General features: G+C 37.5%; 18 protein-coding genes. 14 read left to right on the top strand and 4 right to left on the bottom strand.

From position 1 onward, the window contains the following. Positions 1–331 precede the first annotated feature (331 nt). The 4 genes from fdhF (at position 332) to HPT25_RS22260 (ending at position 6,459) form a co-directional block, all read left to right on the top strand. The gene (gene fdhF, locus HPT25_RS22275) at positions 332–3,310 is read left to right on the top strand and encodes a formate dehydrogenase subunit alpha (protein WP_173071385.1); all 2,979 of its coding nucleotides are present in this window, start codon (positions 332–334) and stop codon (positions 3,308–3,310) included. After that, a complete protein-coding gene (locus HPT25_RS22270) occupies positions 3,310–3,789 on the top strand; it encodes a helical membrane plugin domain-containing protein (protein WP_173069431.1) in 480 nt (159 codons plus the stop codon). Before fdhF ends, HPT25_RS22270 begins: the two co-directional genes overlap by 1 nt. Positions 3,790–3,942: 153 nt before the next feature. Then, positions 3,943–4,749: a formate dehydrogenase accessory sulfurtransferase FdhD gene (gene fdhD, locus HPT25_RS22265; protein ID WP_173069428.1), complete on the top strand. Its 807-nt coding sequence runs from the start codon at positions 3,943–3,945 to the stop codon at positions 4,747–4,749. Positions 4,750–5,595: 846 nt separating this feature from the next. After that, positions 5,596–6,459 (top strand): gamma-glutamylcyclotransferase family protein, encoded by an 864-nt coding sequence (locus HPT25_RS22260; RefSeq protein ID WP_173069425.1) that lies wholly within the window; start codon positions 5,596–5,598, stop codon positions 6,457–6,459. 44 nt (positions 6,460–6,503) lie between these two features. Here HPT25_RS22260 and HPT25_RS22255 read toward each other — a convergent pair whose 3' ends face one another. Beyond that, positions 6,504–7,010, bottom strand: coding sequence for a GNAT family N-acetyltransferase (locus HPT25_RS22255; RefSeq protein ID WP_173069422.1), 507 nt, complete (start codon positions 7,008–7,010; stop codon positions 6,504–6,506). A 228-nt stretch (positions 7,011–7,238) separates the two neighbouring features. On the opposite strand from HPT25_RS22255, the gene HPT25_RS22250 reads away from it, so the two are divergent. Further along, positions 7,239–8,150 (top strand): chemotaxis protein, encoded by a 912-nt coding sequence (locus HPT25_RS22250; protein ID WP_217269795.1) that lies wholly within the window; start codon positions 7,239–7,241, stop codon positions 8,148–8,150. A 116-nt stretch (positions 8,151–8,266) separates the two neighbouring features. On the opposite strand, the gene HPT25_RS22245 is transcribed toward HPT25_RS22250, so the two are convergent. Beyond that, positions 8,267–9,187 carry a UCP032817 domain-containing protein gene (locus HPT25_RS22245; protein ID WP_173069414.1) on the bottom strand — a complete coding sequence of 307 codons (921 nt, stop codon included), beginning with the start codon at positions 9,185–9,187 and terminating at the stop codon, positions 8,267–8,269. A gap of 233 nt (positions 9,188–9,420) precedes the next feature. On the opposite strand from HPT25_RS22245, the gene HPT25_RS22240 reads away from it, so the two are divergent. From HPT25_RS22240 to HPT25_RS22210, 7 genes are all read left to right on the top strand, one after another. Beyond that, positions 9,421–9,975, top strand: coding sequence for a pyridoxamine 5'-phosphate oxidase family protein (locus HPT25_RS22240; protein WP_173069411.1), 555 nt, complete (start codon positions 9,421–9,423; stop codon positions 9,973–9,975). Between the two features lie 79 nt (positions 9,976–10,054). Continuing rightward, positions 10,055–10,243: a hypothetical protein gene (locus HPT25_RS22235; RefSeq protein ID WP_217270000.1), complete on the top strand. Its 189-nt coding sequence runs from the start codon at positions 10,055–10,057 to the stop codon at positions 10,241–10,243. 278 nt (positions 10,244–10,521) lie between these two features. Then, the gene (locus tag HPT25_RS22230; RefSeq protein WP_173069408.1) at positions 10,522–11,682 is read left to right on the top strand and encodes a DUF4317 domain-containing protein; all 1,161 of its coding nucleotides are present in this window, start codon (positions 10,522–10,524) and stop codon (positions 11,680–11,682) included. 354 nt (positions 11,683–12,036) lie between these two features. Then, positions 12,037–12,291 carry a hypothetical protein gene (locus tag HPT25_RS28485; protein WP_217269794.1) on the top strand — a complete coding sequence of 85 codons (255 nt, stop codon included), beginning with the start codon at positions 12,037–12,039 and terminating at the stop codon, positions 12,289–12,291. A 270-nt stretch (positions 12,292–12,561) separates the two neighbouring features. Then, the gene (locus HPT25_RS22220) at positions 12,562–13,863 is read left to right on the top strand and encodes a glycosyl hydrolase family 28-related protein (protein WP_173069402.1); all 1,302 of its coding nucleotides are present in this window, start codon (positions 12,562–12,564) and stop codon (positions 13,861–13,863) included. Positions 13,864–14,197: 334 nt separating this feature from the next. After that, on the top strand, positions 14,198–14,746 hold the full coding sequence (locus tag HPT25_RS22215; protein ID WP_376767984.1) for a cell wall hydrolase: 549 nt from the start codon (positions 14,198–14,200) through the stop codon (positions 14,744–14,746). Positions 14,747–14,950: 204 nt separating this feature from the next. After that, the gene (locus tag HPT25_RS22210; protein WP_173069396.1) at positions 14,951–15,877 is read left to right on the top strand and encodes a metal ABC transporter substrate-binding protein; all 927 of its coding nucleotides are present in this window, start codon (positions 14,951–14,953) and stop codon (positions 15,875–15,877) included. Positions 15,878–15,927: 50 nt separating this feature from the next. Here HPT25_RS22210 and HPT25_RS22205 read toward each other — a convergent pair whose 3' ends face one another. Continuing rightward, a complete protein-coding gene (locus HPT25_RS22205) occupies positions 15,928–16,707 on the bottom strand; it encodes a hypothetical protein (protein WP_173069394.1) in 780 nt (259 codons plus the stop codon). A gap of 249 nt (positions 16,708–16,956) precedes the next feature. On the opposite strand from HPT25_RS22205, the gene HPT25_RS22200 reads away from it, so the two are divergent. Together HPT25_RS22200 and HPT25_RS22195 are read left to right on the top strand one after the other, a co-directional pair. Next, positions 16,957–18,141, top strand: a complete 1,185-nt coding sequence (locus tag HPT25_RS22200; RefSeq protein ID WP_173069392.1) for a cation:proton antiporter — start codon at positions 16,957–16,959, stop codon at positions 18,139–18,141. A 233-nt stretch (positions 18,142–18,374) separates the two neighbouring features. Further along, a complete protein-coding gene (locus HPT25_RS22195; protein ID WP_173069390.1) occupies positions 18,375–18,941 on the top strand; it encodes a GNAT family N-acetyltransferase in 567 nt (188 codons plus the stop codon). A gap of 98 nt (positions 18,942–19,039) precedes the next feature. On the opposite strand, the gene HPT25_RS22190 is transcribed toward HPT25_RS22195, so the two are convergent. After that, entirely contained in the window at positions 19,040–19,540 is a 501-nt protein-coding gene (locus HPT25_RS22190) for a CBO0543 family protein (protein WP_173069388.1), read from the bottom strand. Between the last annotated feature and the right edge of the window lie 120 nt (positions 19,541–19,660).

Raw genomic sequence — 19,660 nt, 5'->3', positions numbered from 1 at the left:
CTATGGAATAAATGAATCAAGTAAAAAAGGTTCATAAAAAGTTCACAAAAATTCGTTTCTGTGTTAATATTTAGAAAAGTTAGAGTCATGCGAAGTCCATTGATTTGGCAACTTTTTCTTGTTTATAAAGCCTATAGCGGGAAGGATTGCTTGTATGGTGAAAAATTCAGCTTTCAGCCCACAGTAAAACGGTACATGTATTGGCATGTGAACCGATTTATCGTGGGCTTTTTTGTGTTTGCCGACCACAACCTGGATTCCCTTCTTTGATTCATAGTGTTTTATACTAATGGAATGTAAATAGATTTCTTGGCTGGAACAAGGGGGATTTATCTTGAAAGAAACAGTGAAAGTTCTGATTAACGGAACAGCCCACAAGGTCGAAAAAGGATCTCGTATATTAGATTATTTACTCGCACAGGGTATAGATCATCCGCATATTTGTTATTCTCCTGTTTTAGGTCCTGTGCAGAGCTGTGACACATGTATGTGTGAAGTAAACGGTAACATTATGCGTGCTTGCTCCACGATGATGGAAGAAGGTATGGAAATTTTGACCTCATCCTTTCTGGCCAAAAAGGCACAAGAGGAAGCGATGGATCGAATTTTAGAAAATCACCTATTATATTGTACCGTTTGTGACAATAACAATGGAAATTGCCGCGTGCATAATACGGCAGCTATGATGGGAATTCAACATCAAACACGGTCCTATCGTACGAAGGGTTTTGAAGCAGATCTGTCCCATCCGTTTTATCGATACGATCCAGATCAATGTATTTTATGCGGCCGCTGTGTCGAGACATGCCAGGACCTTCAAGTAAATGAAACTTTGACGATTAACTGGGAAAGTGCCCAGCCCCGCGTATTATGGGATGGAGGAAAAAGTATTAATGAATCTTCCTGTGTATCATGCGGGCAATGTGTAACGGTTTGTCCATGTAATGCGCTTATGGAAAAATCCATGTTGGGAAAGGCTGGATTTTTGACTGGATTATCAAATGATTTATTAACGCCGATGATTGACATTGTCAAAGCAGTAGAATCGGATTATCAGTCGGTTTTTGCTGTTTCCGAAGTAGAAGCAGCTATGCGTAATACTCGGATCAAGAAAACAAAGACTGTCTGTACGTTTTGTGGTGTCGGCTGCTCATTTGAGGTTTGGACAAAGGATCGGGAAATTCTTAAAATCGAACCATCTGAAAAAGCACCAGTCAATCGTTTTTCCACCTGTGTTAAAGGTAAATTTGGCTGGGATTTTGTTAACTCTGAAGAACGGATTACTACACCTTTAATCCGTAAAGGGGAAGTATTTGTGGAGGCCACTTGGGAAGAAGCTCTTTCTCACGTTGCAAATAGATTGTCAGAAATTAAAGAAACTGACGGGAGCGATTCCATTGGTTTCATTGCCTCTTCTAAAGTAACGAATGAGGAAAATTACTTAATCCAAAAGCTGGCCCGGCAAGTATTTGGAACTAATAATGTAGATAACTGTTCACGTTATTGCCAGTCACCGGCTTCATGGGGACTTCAGCAAACTGGTGGCATTGGCGGCGATACCGGTACCATTCAAGACATTATGGGGTCCGGACTAGTGATCCTTGTGGGCTGCGCTCCGGCAGAAGGGCATCCGGTCCTTGCATCGCGGATTAAACGAGCGCAAAAACTACATGGTCAAAAATTAATCACTGTTGATGTACGGAGACATGAAATGGGAGATCGTGCCGACTTGTTTGTCCGCCCGAAACAAGGAACAGACTTCGTCTGGCTGTCAGCCGTTACAAAGTATTTGATTGATCAAGGCTGGCATGATGAGAAGTTTATTAATGAAAATGTTAATCAGTTTGATGAGTTCCTGAAAATCATAGAACCCTACACACTTGATGAGGCTGAAAAGATATCAGGTATCAAGAGAGAAACAATCATTCAAATGGCAGAAATGATTCGCGATGCTGACGGCACAGCGATTTGTTGGGGTATGGGGGTAACTCAGAATATCGCAGGCTCACATACGTCTGTGGCAATTGCCAACCTTCTTCTTGCATCAGGAAATCTGAAGAGGCCAAATGCAGGTGCTTTCCCGCTGCGCGGCCATAATAATGTCCAAGGAGCAGCGGATATGGGGACGATGCCCAACATTTACCCTGGATATCAGCCTGTTACAAATGACGTAATCCGTGCAAAATTTGAGAAGGCGTACGGAACTGCTCTTCCGGAAACACCCGGCCTTGACAATATTCAGATGCTCGAAGCAATTGACCAAGGTCAGATGAAGGCGTTGTATATTGTCGGTGAGGACATGGCATGGGTCGATTCAGACTCCAATCATACCCAGGAAATTCTTTCGAAAGTTGAGTTCCTTGTTGTACAAGATATCTTTTTTACAACAACGGCTCAGTTTGCAGATGTTATTTTACCAGGAAGTCCGTCCCTTGAAAAAGAAGGAACTTTTACAAATACAGAACGACGTGTACAGCGCTTGTACCAGGCATTTGAGCCAAAAGGAAATAGTAAACCGGACTGGTGGATTATCACTCAACTGGCAAAATATTTAGGTTTTGCTTGGAACTATATTCATCCTGGCGAAGTTTTTGATGAGATGGCAAGCCTGACACCCTTCTTTTCTAAATGTAGTTATGATGTCCTTGAGGGATGGAACAGTTTTCATTGGGGTTCTCAGGATGGTTCAAACACACCTGTTCTATATCTTAACGGCTTTAACTTCCCAGATAAAAAAGCGCGATTTGGTTTGTTTGATTTTGTGCCTCCCGTGGAATTCCCTGCAGAATATGATCTTTCATTAGATAATGGTCGGTTGTTGGAGCATCTACATGAAGGAAATATGACATTTAAAACAGAGGGACTTCAATATAAATTCCCTAAGGTATTCGTGGAGGTATCACCAGAACTAGCTACAGAACGGGGAATAAAGGACGGTTCACTTGTCCGGCTTATATCACCATATGGTGCTGTCCGTCTGCCGGTACTTGTCACTGATCGTGTGAAAGGAAAAACGGTGTACGTGCCCATGCACTCCGCAAGCCACGAAAGTGCGGTCAACCTTCTGACGGGAGGAGCGGTGGATGTCGTGACACATACACCAGCTTATAAACAAACAAAAGTGAGGATGGAAATCATTACATTTGAAGGTGAACATCCGCTTCCAAGGCACAATCCAAGGTATGCAGGAGCTCGGACCCCGCAAATGGGGCTTGAAATTTACCGTAAGTGGGAACGGGGCGATTATGTACCGATTGCAAATGTTAATGAGTATGTAGTGCCAGGCACCAATGTGAGGGGGAAAAGCTAATGGCGAAACCAATTCAAATGATACAAAAGAAACAACAAACAGAAGAAGAGATCAAAACACAATCCTTGGAAAGTCTTCTTTCCGAAATCGCGCAAAATAAAGATTCGCTGCTTGAGACGTTGAAATTATTGCAGGAATTTCATGATAGCGGAATAATGGAGATAATAGGAAGTTTTTTAAAAGCAAAAGAGACGGCAGCTCAAATTGCTGTCGATCAACTAACCCGCCAGCCAGTAACGAACATGATCAATAATGTGAAGTCTGTGGGTGGAGTATTGACAGAACTAAACCCGGATACGATCAGTAAGCTTGCCAAAAGCTTGACGTTAGGGTTGCAAAAAGCTGAAACAGGATTAAAAAACGATACAAAACTTGGACTGTTGGATGTAATGAAGGCTTTGAAGGATCCTGACATTAACCGGGCACTTGAATTTGGATTTAATCTTTTAAAGGGGATTGGGGAGAACTTAAAAGACTGATTCTATTAAAATAGAAAAGATAGAATGGACCTCCGCCCAATCGCGGTTTAAGATTGGGAATGGTAGGACATAGAATCTGAGGCATTCATTTTACCATAATGGTATTTGAGTTTGATCAGCTGTTTGCAGGAAAGGAACTAGGAGTGAAATCGTATGGACCAGCCAATGAAAAGGGAATGCAATGTATGGCGCTATGTAGATGGGAGAATAAAAAAAATAACGGATATCATTGTAACAGAATTTCCCGTCACCATTATATTAAATGAGAAAGAATTCGCGACACTCGTTTGCAGTCCTGAGCATATTGAAGAATTAGTCATTGGCTTTTTGGCGTCAGAAGGGGTTATTAACAGTTTTAAAGACATCAAAGAGCTTACATTTATAGAGGCTACAGGCCGTGCCATTGTTCACACCCATAAAATCAACAGATGGAATGAACTATTTCATTCCAAAAGGTATATCACATCTTGCTGCGGAAAAAGCAGGCAAAGCTTTTATTTTTACAATGATGCAAGGACGGTAAAGCCGGTTGAAAACATAGATATAACCATCTCCATTGAACAATGTTTTCAATTAATGCAGCTTATGGAGGAATCGTCTGTCGTTTTCCAAGATACAGGCGGGGTGCACAATGCAGTTCTATGTAACGCTAACGAAATAATTGTTAACAGAATTGACATTGGGCGGCATAATGCTCTTGATAAAATTTATGGTTATTGTTTGCAAAATTTGATCACTCGTTCGGATAAGATAATCGTTTTTAGCGGCCGAATCTCTTCAGAAGTTTTATTGAAAGCAGCCAAAATAGGCTGCGGCATCATTCTGTCAAAATCAGCACCGACTGAATTGGCACTCCGACTGGCAGAAGAATTAAACGTAACGACAGTAGGTTTTCTCCGCAATAAATCATTAAACATCTATACAAGACCGGATCGCATTTATGTCCATGGAGCACAGTGATTTTAATAAAAATGTGTCTTTTCAGGGGCGGAGCGGTATTGTATTTCTACTCTAGGAATACAAATATCGTTTGGGTTACTTGTGCGGGAAATTGCTGAAAAAAGTCTGTGGGGAAGGTCTATTTGGACAGATCGAACGAACAGCAGAGGAAAGTTGTCCGAATCCATGATCTATTCGGACAGGTGTAAAGAAAAGTTGAGGAAAGTTGTCCGAATCCGAGGTCAATACGGACATGTCGAACGAAAATCTCCAAAAAGCAGTCCGAATCCAGTATCTATTCGGACAGGTCGGAAGAAAAGTTGAGGAAAGTTGTCCGAATCCGAGGCCAATTCGGACAGGACGAACGAAAAGCGGCAGAAAGCAGTCCGAATTTGAGGTCAATACGGACAGGACGAAAGAAAAGCCACAGAAAGTTGTCCGAATCTGAGGCCAATACGGACAGGACGAACGAAAGGCCGCAGAAAGCAGTCCGAATCCGAGGCCAATACGGACAAGACGAAAGAAAAGCCGCAGAAAGCAGTCCGAATTCGAGGTAAATACGGACAGGACGAAAGAAAAGCCGCAGAAAGCAGTCCGAATTTGAGGTCAATACGGACAGGACGAAAGAAAAGCCGCAGAAAGTTGTCCGAATCCGAGGCCAATACGGACAGGACGAAAGAAAAGCCGTAGAAAGTTGCCCGAATTTGAGGTCAATACGGACAGGACGAACGAAAAGCCGCAGAAAGTTGTCCGAATCCGAGGCCTAAACGGACAGGTCGAAGTTAAAAAGGTGAATGCTGTTCGAATACAACCCCTAGTTATAAAAATAGGACCTCTTCATAACTATCATAGATTGGAGTGTAGATCATGAACCACTATGTTTTTGTGTATGGAACATTAAGAAAGCATGAGGTAAATCATGCTTTACTGAAAGAGGCTATTCTTGTGGCGGAACAGGCAAGGACAAAAGGCCGGCTTTATGATACTGGTCTGGGATATCCCGCTTTAGAAGAATCAGAAAACGAGTGGATTTATGGCGAACTATATCTTGTGACAGATGAGCAGCTTTCTATCTTGGACGAGCTGGAAGACTATGTACCAGATGGAGTAGATAATTTGTATATACGACAAAAGCAAATGGTCTATCATGATACTGGTTCACAAGAAGCCTATCTATATTTCATAGCCCCTGATAATAAAAAACTGTTAATAAAATATATCTCATCAGGTGACTGGAAACTGTTCGGGTTTCCGCGCGAAAACCAGAAGATACTATATTTTGCTTATGGAAGCTGTATGGACCATGAGCGGTTTAAAAAGCATCAAGTGGAGCATTTTTTTCAAAAAGTAGTAGGGCGAGGATTTTTAAATGGGTATACATTGAAGTATACGATAAAAGCAGATGACGGCGGCAGGGCAGATATCGTGCAGAAAGATGGAGGGATAGTGGAAGGAATTATATATGAAATTCCATTCGATTGCCTTTCATACCTTTATAAGAGGGAAGGGGTTGCTGTCAATTGGTACCGTCCCACATTCGTAGACCTTACTGTGAACGGATCATTTGTAAAAGATGTTTTAACATTCACGGTGGTACATAAAGAAGCGGAAACGGCTCCGCCATCCCATTATCTTGAAGAAATTATTCGCGGAGGCAGTGGATTTTTAAGCGAGGGATACCTTGACAACATCAAGGAACATGCGAAATATCTTTCGGAAAATGAAAAATAGAATCTTCTATGGAGGCCTCTCAAATAAGGCCTCCGATTCCGGTGTTATAGAAGGATTTTTTCAAAAGCTAGTCGTTCACTTTTGTCTAGCAAATGAATAATGCCGCAATACTGGAAACCATTTTTCTGCAGCAACTTTTGCATGGATTTATTTTCTTGATGTGTATCTATTTTAATGCTATGTACACCTTTATTCAGGCACATTTCTTCTATTTTTTTCATAATGATAGATGATAATCCCAAGCCTTTCAATTGCGCATCAACAGCCATACGATGAATGACCGCATATGCCTGATGACTTAGCCAATCCCCATTAAAAATAAAATCATAGGTTTTCTCCCCGTCAAACGAAACCGCAACAGTACCAACCACTTTATCTTCTTTTACCAAGACATAGCTATATTTTTTCCTGATATCATTCATTATCACTTCAGGATTTGGATAACCATTCTGCCATTGGTTAATTCTTTGTTCCTTAAAGTATGATTGCGCTTGTTTAATAATACTCATAATCGACGCTACATCTGATTCTAATGCTAATCTAAATTCCACATAAATCCTCCTCTACCAACAAATTTCGCTGTTTTTAGATTATCACTCCTTCCTATGTAAAAACAATATAGACGGTTAATTAATTGGATTGAATACTGATATAGTAATAAGTGCCTATGAATATTTGTTGCAATGAACAGGTAATAATAAAATGTTCCCAAATATAATGTTAAACTAAATTGAAATTCTTCCGATTTTATATATAAAGTAATCGAAAGGGAGCATATGATGGAGACCAATAAACAAGTAGTAAGTGGTTCAAACGAACTGGAAATCATGGAGTTTCAAATTGGAGAGAATGCATATGGAATCAATGTATTGAAGGTAAAAGAGCTTGTAGAAGCACGTCCTTTTACACCAATTCCGCTTTCTCATCCTTTTGTTATGGGGGTTAGTGAACTAAGAGGAAAAGTTATTCCTGTCATCAATCTTGTGAAAGTCCTTGGTTTACAAGAACGGAAATTTGATGGGGTTTGTAAATGGATCATTACTGAAATGAATCAAATGGTCGTAGCCTTTCAAGTAGACACATTAAAAGGAATTCACCGGTTAACATGGGAAGATATTGATACACCTTCTGATACGATGCAAGATGATGGCGGTTTAATAATAGGAATCGTACGAAAAGAGGGTAAAATTATTCTCCTATTGGATTTCGAGAAAATTCTGACTGAAATTAATCCGAATGTAGGTATAAATGAGACCCGTACTAGTAAGATTGAACCGAAAGTGGCAAGAAGTGAAAAACATATTCTACTTGCGGAGGACTCCTCTTTCCTTATCCAACTTATTCAAGACAGCATCAAAAAGTCGGGATATCAAAAACTTACTATTAAAACTAATGGTAAGGAAATGTGGGATTATATAGAAGAAATGGTCCAAAATAAGGGAGAAGCTGTTTTTGAAGAAATTGACTGTTTAATTACAGATATTGAAATGCCAAAAATGGACGGGCTTCATCTAACGAAGCGGATAAAAGATCATGCCATTTTAAATCGTTTGCCTGTTGTTATTTTCTCCTCTTTAATTACTCAAGACTTGAGGCACAAAGGAGAAAGTGTAGGGGCAGATGCACAAGTATCCAAACCTGAAATTGAAGAGCTGGTAAATATCCTGGATTCTTTACTCCAGGTAAAATAAATTGGAAGAAAAGGGGGGATCAAACTACAGTCAGTTTTGATCCCTCTTTCAATGGAATCATGTTAATTTCATTTAATATTTGTTCTTTTGTACATCATGTTAAATCATCAGCTGCTTTAGGATGAGCAAGAACTGCAGGATGAACAGGAATGGGAAGAACAAGAATGTGATGAGCAAGAATGGTGATGAATGTTCGTATGGTGATGACTTCCATTATTGTGATGGGCGCCGGTTTGGTCTGTATGATCCTGGGCCTCGTCAGAAAATAAACTATATAACACATTGTCACCATCATTTGAACTAGGTTTTATTTGTGATTTCTCCGCTTTTAACAATTTCACTTGTTCGACCTGCATTTTTAATTTTCCTGCAACCGATTCTGAAATGGCAACAACCATTTGATTCTTTTTAAAAAAGAAAGATTGAATTTCTGCCAGTGTCATTTTTTCTAATTCATGAATTCGATTTTCGGCCAGTTTAAATTGGTAAAATCCATTATATATAAACTTATTCACTTCGTTTATTTCAAAGAATTGACTATATAACCAATCAAATTCCGCTCTTGCAACTTCAACCTCGCTAGTTATTTCGGATATGTTTGGTTCATGATGAATCATTTCCCCAATAAATTGCTGGCAAAAAGCTTGATATTCTCTTGTAAACATTAACATTTCATGCCAAATTTCATCCACTTCTTTACTATACATGGGGACAGACTTTAAAACGGCATTTAATAAGAAAAATTGCTTTACACCATATAAATATACTGCAAATTCCGCTTCAGACCAGCTGCACTTTTCCATTACACGTTTTTTAACATTTTCCAGATAGACAGGGTCAAGTGAATCTTCAAGCTTAATTCGTAAATCATTTAGGAAATTAGAATACTCGCAATCATTTCTTAAACCTAAATCAAAGGGAAGCTTTAAATTTTCGGCTTTAGCAGTGACTTTTCTTTGATTTTTTAGACTTGGCCTAATTCTTGTCCCTAAAAATAATCCAAAACCACCAACCACTAATAATTCTATAAATGCCATAAAATAATTTCTCCTCTGCTTTTTTTTATCGCCAAATAATAGATTGAAATAATATATATTTTTCCAAATATACCAAATAATTAAAGCGTTTAAAAGATAAATGGAAAATATTTGGTTGACTTATTTTTACCAAAATTATAGAATCAAGAAAATTCGAAATAATAAACACTGTAAATGATGGTCATTGAAAACATTTTTGTGTGTCCAATTTTTTTTGGAAAAGGGGGATCTTCTTGGGTACTTTTTATTCATCGTTACTGCCAGCTCACGAAGAATTTATCAAAAAACAACGAATTTTTTTTGTTAGTTCTGCACCTCTTTCAGATGATGCACATGTAAACATTTCTCCAAAAGGGCATGATGTACTCAGGATTTTTTCACCGACAGAAATTGCTTATTTAGATTTGACTGGGAGTGGAAATGAAACGAGTGCACATTTACAGGAAAATGGAAGAATAACCATTATGTTTTTAGCATTTGAAGGTCCTCCGCTGATTTTGCGTCTATATGGAAAAGGTAAAGTGATCTTACCCAGTTCACCTGAATGGAATGATACGATCAAGCATTTTGACATTCTCCCAGGTGCAAGGCAAGTTATTTATGCCAAGATAGACACAGTGAAAACATCCTGTGGGTTCAGTGTCCCATTTTATAGCTATAATGGAGAACGAGATACCCTTCAAAAATGGGCTGCCTATAAAACCGAACAAGAGCTGGAAGAATACCGTAAAAAGAAAAATTCGATCAGCATGGATGGGATTGTTACTCCACTAGGAAAAGAGGAATGAAAATGAGGACGAATCGTATCAGCCCATTTTAGCAGGCTGCAATACATTATAAAAATATGGATTTCACAAAACCTTCCATTTGGCTTGGAAGGTTTTGTTTTACATAGAACAGGCTGGGGCCACTCAGGTTGCAAGTGGCGGCGGCGATGACAGTGCAGCAGGAACAAATACAGCGATTGAAAGTTCCAATACTAAACAGCAGCATACTGTCGGAGGTTTTGGAAGGGCAGATAACTCTGGTGAAGATGGAAACCAAACTGAAGTTTAGATGTAGATTTTATTCTTATGGCTTTGTTCCAAAACATGTTAGATTATGCTCTTAGTGAATGGGGCAGAGATCAATATGTATAACAAAGCCTTTTTATATAAAGGCTTTGTTATACAACAGCCAAGTTTGACAGGTATACATAAAGAATCGGCAATGCTTTTCAAAGACTTCCCGACCCTATTTCAACTCTCTTTCTTTCTGCTATTAAAATTGAAAAAATATCAAGTATTACTATTTTCAAGACAGAACAGTATAATCAGGGATGGGAGTTGAAAAATATGAATAAAAAAGATATCGCAAATATTCGTAAGCAATTTAAATTAAATAATCATCGAATGAACATTCGTGAAATCTTCAATGTTTATGTTCAAAAAGAATCAGGCGAGATTTACCATCATGTCAGTCAGCCGTTTCAAATGTTGGATCAGGAAGCACAAGAATTATTTTTGACAAACTTTAAAAAGGTTTTGACAGGGCATCTCGATACAAAACTATTTGAGCTGAAATTCATACGAGATATAGAAGACAGCACGCAAATGTTCCTTTACGAAGGATTGCAACAAAACACAACAGATGATTGGAAAGAATATATGCTGGAAATCGTCACGAAAATGTTTGCTCATACCGTTTATGAGTTTGATACTGTCGTGACGTTTATCCGTGGAGAATATCGAAAACCGACCCGAAAACGGGATCAGGATTCCGAAGAAGGCGGGGATGACGAGGTTTATTCCAATCACTTTGTTCTTTGCAGTCTCAATAAAACCGATTTGCCGAAAAAGTCCTTGATGTTTGACTATATTGAAAAAGAATTCAAACCTTATAACGTCTTTGATCCCATCATTAATTTAGATTCTCCATTATCAGGCTTTCTTTTCCCAGCATTTAATGACAATGCGGCAGATGTGAATCATATTCTCTATTGTGCAGGGAAAGCAAATCAACCGGATTTTGGATTTATTGAAGAAGTCCTTAATTGTGAACAGATTATCACGGCTCAGGAGGATAAAGACTGCTTCGATTTCATCTTAAAAGAAGTGATAGGAGACGAAGTGGATTCCCAGGTCATTTCCAATGTTTATGAGGAAATCGATAAGTTGGTTCAGGCGAATCAAGAAAATGAAGAAAGTGAAATCCCAACATTGGATACTCGTGATATTGAACGGATTTTAACAGTAAGTGGGGTAGAAAATGTTGAACCAGCCAAAGTGGAACATGCTTTCAAAGCGGTCGTAGATGATGAAAAACATGAATTCAAAGCAACCAATTTAGTCCCTAAAACCATTAAAATCGAGACAAAGGTGGCCAATGTCACCATCAGCCCGAAAGATTTGAAATATGTAAAATATATTACGTTCGAAGGAAAGAGGTGCCTCTTGTTAGAGGTTGATGAAGATGTGGTCGTGGAAGGGTTTAAATTGGAATCAGAGACACTCTGACTTGTAGATTAAGGTATATAAAATGTATAGCTCAAAGGCATTTCCACCATCAGCGGAAATGCCTTTTTTGGCAGATGGGAATATAACTTTCCTATCTGGCATAAGTGCACATAGGAATGCTTCGTGAGCATTAGCCTCGCAGTCGAGAAGCAGCTGTGCTTTTCAACGAACTACGCCTCTGTCTTCGTCCTAACGGGCTCGCCAGTCGACGAGTTTTCTTTAAATGTGGTGTTTTCCAGAATAGGCTGTTCGTCACTTATCGGTTATTGTTTAGATAGCTGAAGAACGAAAGAATCTATTCGAATCATAAGGACAGATCATTTCAAAAAATACTTGAAGAATATGTATATCTAAATGAAAAATCCAATTTGGAGGATATTTAAAATATTTTTTAACGAAACAATCACATTTTTTCTCTTCCATCATATAGTAACTTCTGTGCGAGAAAAGTTAGGGAGGAGAGAAAGCATTATGAAAAACGAGCAAATCACTATTACAAGAAAAAATGAAAGCAAAACTGGCGATAATGGTTTTAAAATTATCGAAGTAAATATAACCGATCCTGCTGAAAATTTATTTTCAGTCGTGACACCTATTAAAAAGCAATAAAATAAATCGTTAAACTATCTTTTCGTCAAGATACATAGAAAGATAGTTACAGAACCAAATGAACTTACAAAGATGTGTAGAAAACGCTGAGTCTTGAAAGTTTATTCATGTCCAATTTATATGTTTAGGAGGGTGAAATCTATTTGGTTTCACCCTGTCCATATTTCCCGTTATTTCCATTCAGACGCATTTAAATATGTAAGAGAAGACATTATATGAAGGATATTTTCATTTGAAAAATGAATATAAAATGAAAAAGGAGTGATAAAGATGTATAAGAATTTCAAATTGATGATATTGTTATCACTGTTGTTATTTGAATCTATTTTTCTGGGTATTACAATCTATCAAACTAAGACCGCCCCTGTAAGTTCTCAGAAAGTGGAATATACGAACGTCAAAGATTTTGGAGCAAAAGGTGATGGTGTGACGGATGATACAACTGCTATAAAAGCTGCACTCCAGGCTACCCCTTTGGGTGGGGAGTTATTTTTTCCAATTGGGACATATAAGAACACGGGATTTACAATTGAAAAGCCGGTCAATATCAGAGGAGCTGCTAAATATGGAACAAAACTTTTAAATACCGATAAAGGCAACAGCATTACGATTGCCCCTAATGTGGAAAGAGGGTCCATTAAAGATATTAGCATTTTTGGAAATGGTTCTAATAAATATGGAACAGACGCAATTAGTGGTAAGGGAATCGTATTTGGCAACAATTCGGTTTTTTGGACGATTGATAATGTTTGGATGAGAGGGCACGGAGATTGGTTTCTTTATGCAGATGATAACGGGAATGTTAATAATATTACGATCACGAACTCAGAATTTGAATGGGGGAAAAAAGGAGCGATTCATTTTGTTCAATCGAATAATCAAAATCAAATCAATGCCATAAATATTGAAAATTGTAACTTTTCCTATTTTGGCGGAAACATCATGGAATTATGGGGACAGTCTATAACAGTACAAAATAATACCATCCAAGCAACACGTAAAAAAGGAGTCGTCATTGATGGCAGCATTTCAGCAAAAGGGGATAGTAGTGCCAGATCCATAAGAGTGGAAAACAATTATTTTGAAAAGGCGAATGATGGATTTGTTTATGTAAAAGCAGTTGCTGACCCGTTTCCAAGGTACGGTTTTGGGATCAGTGTGACAAATAATTATGGTACATATACAGGTACTCACAAAAATGTTTCGATTGTGGAGGTAGCTGCTCCCGATTTTTATTCATTTACTAATATGCAAATTGCGGGATTTGTCTACCTGTCAAATGCGTTTGATGCTGATTCAAAAGCTAAAGCTATTTTTAATGGTCATGATGTATTAAGCTATGATAGTGTTGTTCAAAGAGGAAGCAATGCAAGTAGCTTTAACACTAAAAGTTATGTTGGTTTAGGCAAAGCTAAAATTTTAGATCAATATAGTGAGAGCGGTAATTCCAATAAAAGACCTGATTATACTTCAAATGATGCTGGAAAAGAATACTTCGATACGTCCTTAAATAAACCAATTTGGTGGACAGGAAATTCATGGGTAGATGCAAATGGAAGGGTTGTTCCTTAATACCCATTCTATTTAGAAAATTAATTTTCTTATAAAGGACAGCTGTGTTACAGAGCTGATAACCTTTGTAACAATAAGACCATCCTCTCCCGATTATGGTCAAAATTGGAGATTTTTGTTTGGTGGTTAATTTTAACTAAATATATTTTAATGGCTTTGTATGAATGGGTGGTGTAGGCTTTTTTTCTATTACCAAGTTTTGGTTCATGATTAGAAATATTACATTTGATAGCCTAGTAGTAGATCAAACGAGCGAAAAACTAGGAGGTTATCAAACATGAAAAAACTAAAGAATCTTAAAAAGATCATCATAACCGCAGGTGTCATTTTATCAATGTCAGCTTTTACATTTAATAGTAAGTCTGAAGCAGCGACAACTTACCATAAAGTTTCATATGGTGAATCCTATTGGAAGATTGCTAAAGGCTTCGGAGTACCATTAAATAGTTTGGAAGCAGCCAATCATTCGCTGCCGCTTTATGCAGGACAAAATATTGCCATTCCAAATTCACCAGTTTCTCCTGCAGATAAAGGGTTAATGGCACGCCTAGTTCACGCTGAAGCAAACGGAGAATCATACGCGGGAAAAGTGGCAGTTGCATCAGTTATTTTAAACCGAGTAAAAAGCCCTGATTTTCCAAATACTGTTCATGGTGTAATTTATCAAATCTCAAATGGACATTACGCTTTTACACCTGTTCAAAATGGACAAATAAATCAGGCTGCAGATGCCGATTCCCTTAAAGCAGTAAACGAAGCAATTGCCCTTATGGGAACAGGAAAAGGCTCATTATTTTTCTACAACCCTGCCACGTCACAAAGTTCTTGGATGTTATCACGTCAAGTAACGGCCAGAATTGGAAATCATGTGTTTGCAAAATAAGAAGTCTGCACCATTCTTTTTAGGATGGTGCTTTTGCATTAGTTTTATGAAAAAAATTTAATTTGACATATATGGATAATCGTTATAAGATACAATTCGTAATGTTTACGATTTGTTGATTCTTAAAAACTTATATAATACGAATATGTTATTTATTTTAAATCGTAATGACTCCTAATTAAAGAAATGGAGGGGATTAGAACCATGAAAAAAATGGTATTTCCTTTTATTATTTTTCTGTTGTTACTAAGCGGCTGCTCAAATGCAGTTCAGACCAGTGATCAAACAAGTAATGGAAAAAAGAAGCTGAACATTGTCACAACATTTTATCCTATGTATTATTTCACCCAAAAAGTGGCCGGCAGCACAGCGAATGTTGATTTATTGATTCCAAATGGGGTAGAACCGCATGATTGGGAGCCTACTGCAAAGGATATGGCTATGATTCAAGACGCGGATGTGTTTGTCTACAATAGCCGTTATATGGAGACTTGGACTGCGAAAGTGTTAGATAGTATTGACCAATCGAAATTAAAGGTTGTGGAGGCTGCTAAAGGCATTAAACTTATCAATGGCGACCCTGAGGACCCAGGCAAGTCTTCAGCCTCTAAAGATCCGCATGTATGGCTTTCTCCTGTTTTAGCTGAGAAAGAAGTTGATCAAATTGCACAAGCTTTAGAACAAAAAGACCCTAAAAATAAAACATCATATGAAAAAAATGCAGCGGCATTTAAAACACAGCTTACCGATTTGGATCATTTATACAAAGAGACATTAGCGAAGGCAAAGAGAAAAGAATTTGTAACACAACATGCTGCATTTGGATATTTGGCAAAACAATACGGTTTAACACAAATTCCAATAGCAGGATTATCCCCAGATGTTGAGCCAAGCCTTGCAAAATTGGCAGAATTAGCCGATTTGACCAAAAAGAAAAACATTAAAATTATTTATTTTGAAGGACTAGCTTCATCAAAAGTGGCGCAAACATTGGCAACTGAAATTGGTGCGAAAACTGAAGTTTTAAATCCTCTCGAAGGATTAACGAAAGAAGAGCAAAAAAAGGGACTAGGCTATATGGAAGTGATGAAACAAAATCTTGAGGCATTAAAACAGTCTTTATATAACTAAAATGTTCAAAAGGCTGGGATCAAATAATTGATCCCAGCTTTTTATATGATTTATTGTACCTCTATAGATGTTTGGCTTAATGGTATAAAGGAGTTTGTTAATGGTTGTCCATAGATCAATTTCCATTGACCATGATCATTATAAACGGCTAGATTTTGCAGATAACTGTGATTTGAATATTTGGTTTCAACTTGTACAATTGCCAGTGAATCAGTGATCACCTGGACTCCGTATGTCGAAATTTCAGGGGCTGCCTGACTAAAAGCTTTTAGGTGTTGTTCAAGCTGGTCATTCTTTGTTTTAGCTACCGTTTTAATGAATGCCTTCATCTTGGTCACATCATGAGCTTTCATGGCTTTAGAATAATCTTCAAATAGCTTTGCTACCTTATGTCCTGTATTGTCCCTATTCGGATTTAAAGATTTTACACCTGATGGTGGTATACCCATAACAACCTTCCATTGCCCGTCTTTTTTGAACATTGGTGCAGTTCTAATATTAATTACATGTTTGTATATCGTTTCGATTGAAACAATTGCTATATCTTGATCAATCAAATTAACACTGGTGATCGTTGCTTTTTGTAAAGGGTTTCTTTCGCAAAATCTGGAGTAAGCCTCTTTTAAATTACCGATTGGAAGATAATATTGAGAATATTTCATCATCTCATCAACATGGCAATTTTTTTGTGCTTGAAGGAAATGAACAACACTGGTTTGAGCATCTTCATTAGGTACAGCTTTTACCTTAAGACTGAAAATAGGTTCGTTTAATAAGATCGTGAAGAACAGAATAACTGTAGCTGAAACGATCGTCTTTGTTTCTCTCATCTTTTCACCTCATTTACATTCGACACATATATTGTCTGCCAAGCGTAACAGTTTATGAAAAAATTTTAAAAAAGCATTACTTTGCAAAAGTTTAAATTTTACTTTTTATATGGTAAACTTTAAAAGAATAAATAAAACATTCTTGGAGGAGCCTGTCACCAAGGGATAATTATGTCCTTTGGCGGCAGGCTCTTTTTGTATGTTATTTTTTTATCACTCATACTTTTTATAAGAAAGGAGAATGAAATTATGATTGAAGTTTGGATTATTCTTCTTGCAATCGCTGTTGCAGTGGCCTTTATTGCAGAAAAAATAAACCAGCCATATCCAACCCTCCTAGTGATTGCGGGACTTACCGTCGGAATGCTTCCTATTCCGATTTTGGACGAAATGAAAAATCGGGTAACAAATGATGTATTTTTTCAAACGGCCATCATCACTATTTTTTTATCAGCGCTATTGGGTGAAGCAACGTTAAAGCTGCCATTCAAAGAATTAAAAGAGAACAACAAACCCATTATATTTTTGTCTATTCTTGGGACATTGCTTACGTTTTTATTTGTTTCTACTGCTTCATTCTACTTGTTACATTTATCAATACAAGAATCTCTTGTGTTTGGGGCAGTTATGTCAGCTACAGATCCTATTTCCGTCCTAACCATTTTTAAATCCATGAAGTTAAATAAAAGATTATCGATTATAGTGGAAGGTGAAAGTTTAGGTAATGATGGTGTGGCAGTTGTTCTCTTTAAGATAAGTCTTGTAACAACAGCTTTATCGTCTGCAGGTGTCATGCATGCTTCTCTAGAATTTTTAAAAGTTGTTATTGGCGGAATCATCGTAGGGGCTGTATTTGGTTTTTTAGCATCAAGGATTACTCGGCATATAGATCAGCATTTGATTGAAATCGGATTGTCGATCGTTCTTTTTTATGGGTCTTTTGAACTCGCTGAACACTTTCACGTCTCAGGCGTGATTTCTGTAGGCGTTGCAGGGTTAATTTTTGGAAACTATGGGAAGAAAATAGGCATGTCGGAACAGACACTTCGCCACATGGATGCTTTTTGGGAAGCCATTGCGTTTTTGGCAAACACTTTGATATTTTTCATGGTCGGCCTGGAGGTTATGAGGATTGGCCTTGAAGGAAATTGGGGTCTTGTATTAGGGAGTATTGCGATTGTTGTTCTTTCGAGAATGGCAGCCGTATTTTTGAGCCTGTCCTTTGATAAATCGGTCCCATTTACCTGGAAAACGGCGATAGCGTGGGGAGGTTTAAAAGGATCATTGTCTATTGCACTGATCATATCCATTACACCGCATTTCCAGGGGAAAGACTTATTATTAGCAATGACCTTTGCTAACGTTTTATTTTCTTTGTTAGTCCAGGGGACAACCATAAAATTTCTTGTTAAAATTTTTAGGATTTATATTTAGTTTAATTACCAAAAATACCTGTCATTTATGTATTAAGACTATGTTAAAGTATATTGTTGATATGACGGAAATCACCAGTCATATTTAACTGCGCCATTTTAAAACGTTTTTCATTCTAACAACTAAGGTGGTATAACAGTAATCGTCGTTGATCCCGTAATGATTTTTTAAGATCGTATGAAACACACCCATTTTTCTGATGGCATAAAAAAGTAGAAAAAGGGAGAGATGTTATGTTAAACATCGAATTAAGAAGACCAAAACAAGATGACACATTTGAGTTGTGGTCATTTTTTAACAGGGTCATTCAAGATACATTTCATGAAGAAGGAATAAGTGAAATGCAGGATCAAATTAAGAATGAAATTGAATCAAAAAAACAATTGCTTCAATGTGACTTTGATAGTAATGGAGAGACTCACTTCTTTTGGTTGGCGATCGATAAAACGAATCATAAAATCATAGGAACAATTGAATATGGTCCTGTTAGTGATTTAATTATAAATGCATCTAATGGTCAATTGAAGGATTGTGTTGAAATTGGTACGGTATTTGTAGATGTAGCGTATCAAAAACAGGGGGTAGGGACCCTATTATGGAATGTCATGTACATTACCCTTCAAAGTAAGGGAATGAAAGAATTTTGTTTAGACAGCGGATATAGCAATGCCCAGAAAATATGGACCAAAAAATTTGGAAAACCAGATTACGTATTAGAAGATTATTGGGGTAATGGATATCACCACATGATTTGGAAAAGAAGGACGGATGAGGCTGCAATCATAATGAAAATTCACTAAAAGAAATGGAAGTTTTCAACACCATGATGCTTGTAATGGATTGGGTAAAAGTTGCATCAAAAGCGCAGGAGTATGGTATTTTTCCAACTCCTGCAATGTCACTTCACAGGAACGTGGTTTAAAAACAACAATACGATCGTTATTGGGACGGACAAAAGATAAGTGAGTATTGGCTTTGATAAGTGAAGTCTAATCATAGGGAAAGCAAGTATATTGAACAAAGCAGATTTAAGGATTGTCCAGCCATGAAAGTACTTAAATACACCTAACCAAAATAGTCCGCCTTCAATTGAAGTATATAGTACTACCCAAAATCCAATCCAAATAATGGGTTTTAATTTACCTTTTGGAAAACGTCCAAGGTAAATTAAAACACTGCATGCGAATATAATAAGCTCTAAACCAATTGCGATCGCTCGATTGGATACAAATCCCTTTGGTTCCAAATTCCATAGAGGGTAATTAAAGGTCAAGAAATAATAAAGGATATCGCAAAAATACACATACAAAATACTTGCATGATACCGGCGCCAATTTTTCCAATCCCCCCATCGCAAAGCTGCAAAAAACCAGCCTGCTAATGCTACAATATAAATCATAAATCACACCATATTTCCATGGATTCCCACCTTTTGCTAAATAATAATTAACACTAGAATTCCCTGTTTGTATATGAAGTAATGTAGGAATTAATTAAATAAAATCCATAAGGTTGTTTA

This window comes from Neobacillus endophyticus, from assembly GCF_013248975.1.
GTDB lineage: Bacteria > Bacillota > Bacilli > Bacillales > Cytobacillaceae > Neobacillus > Neobacillus endophyticus.
This window is presented reverse-complemented; position numbering and strand designations above follow the sequence as displayed.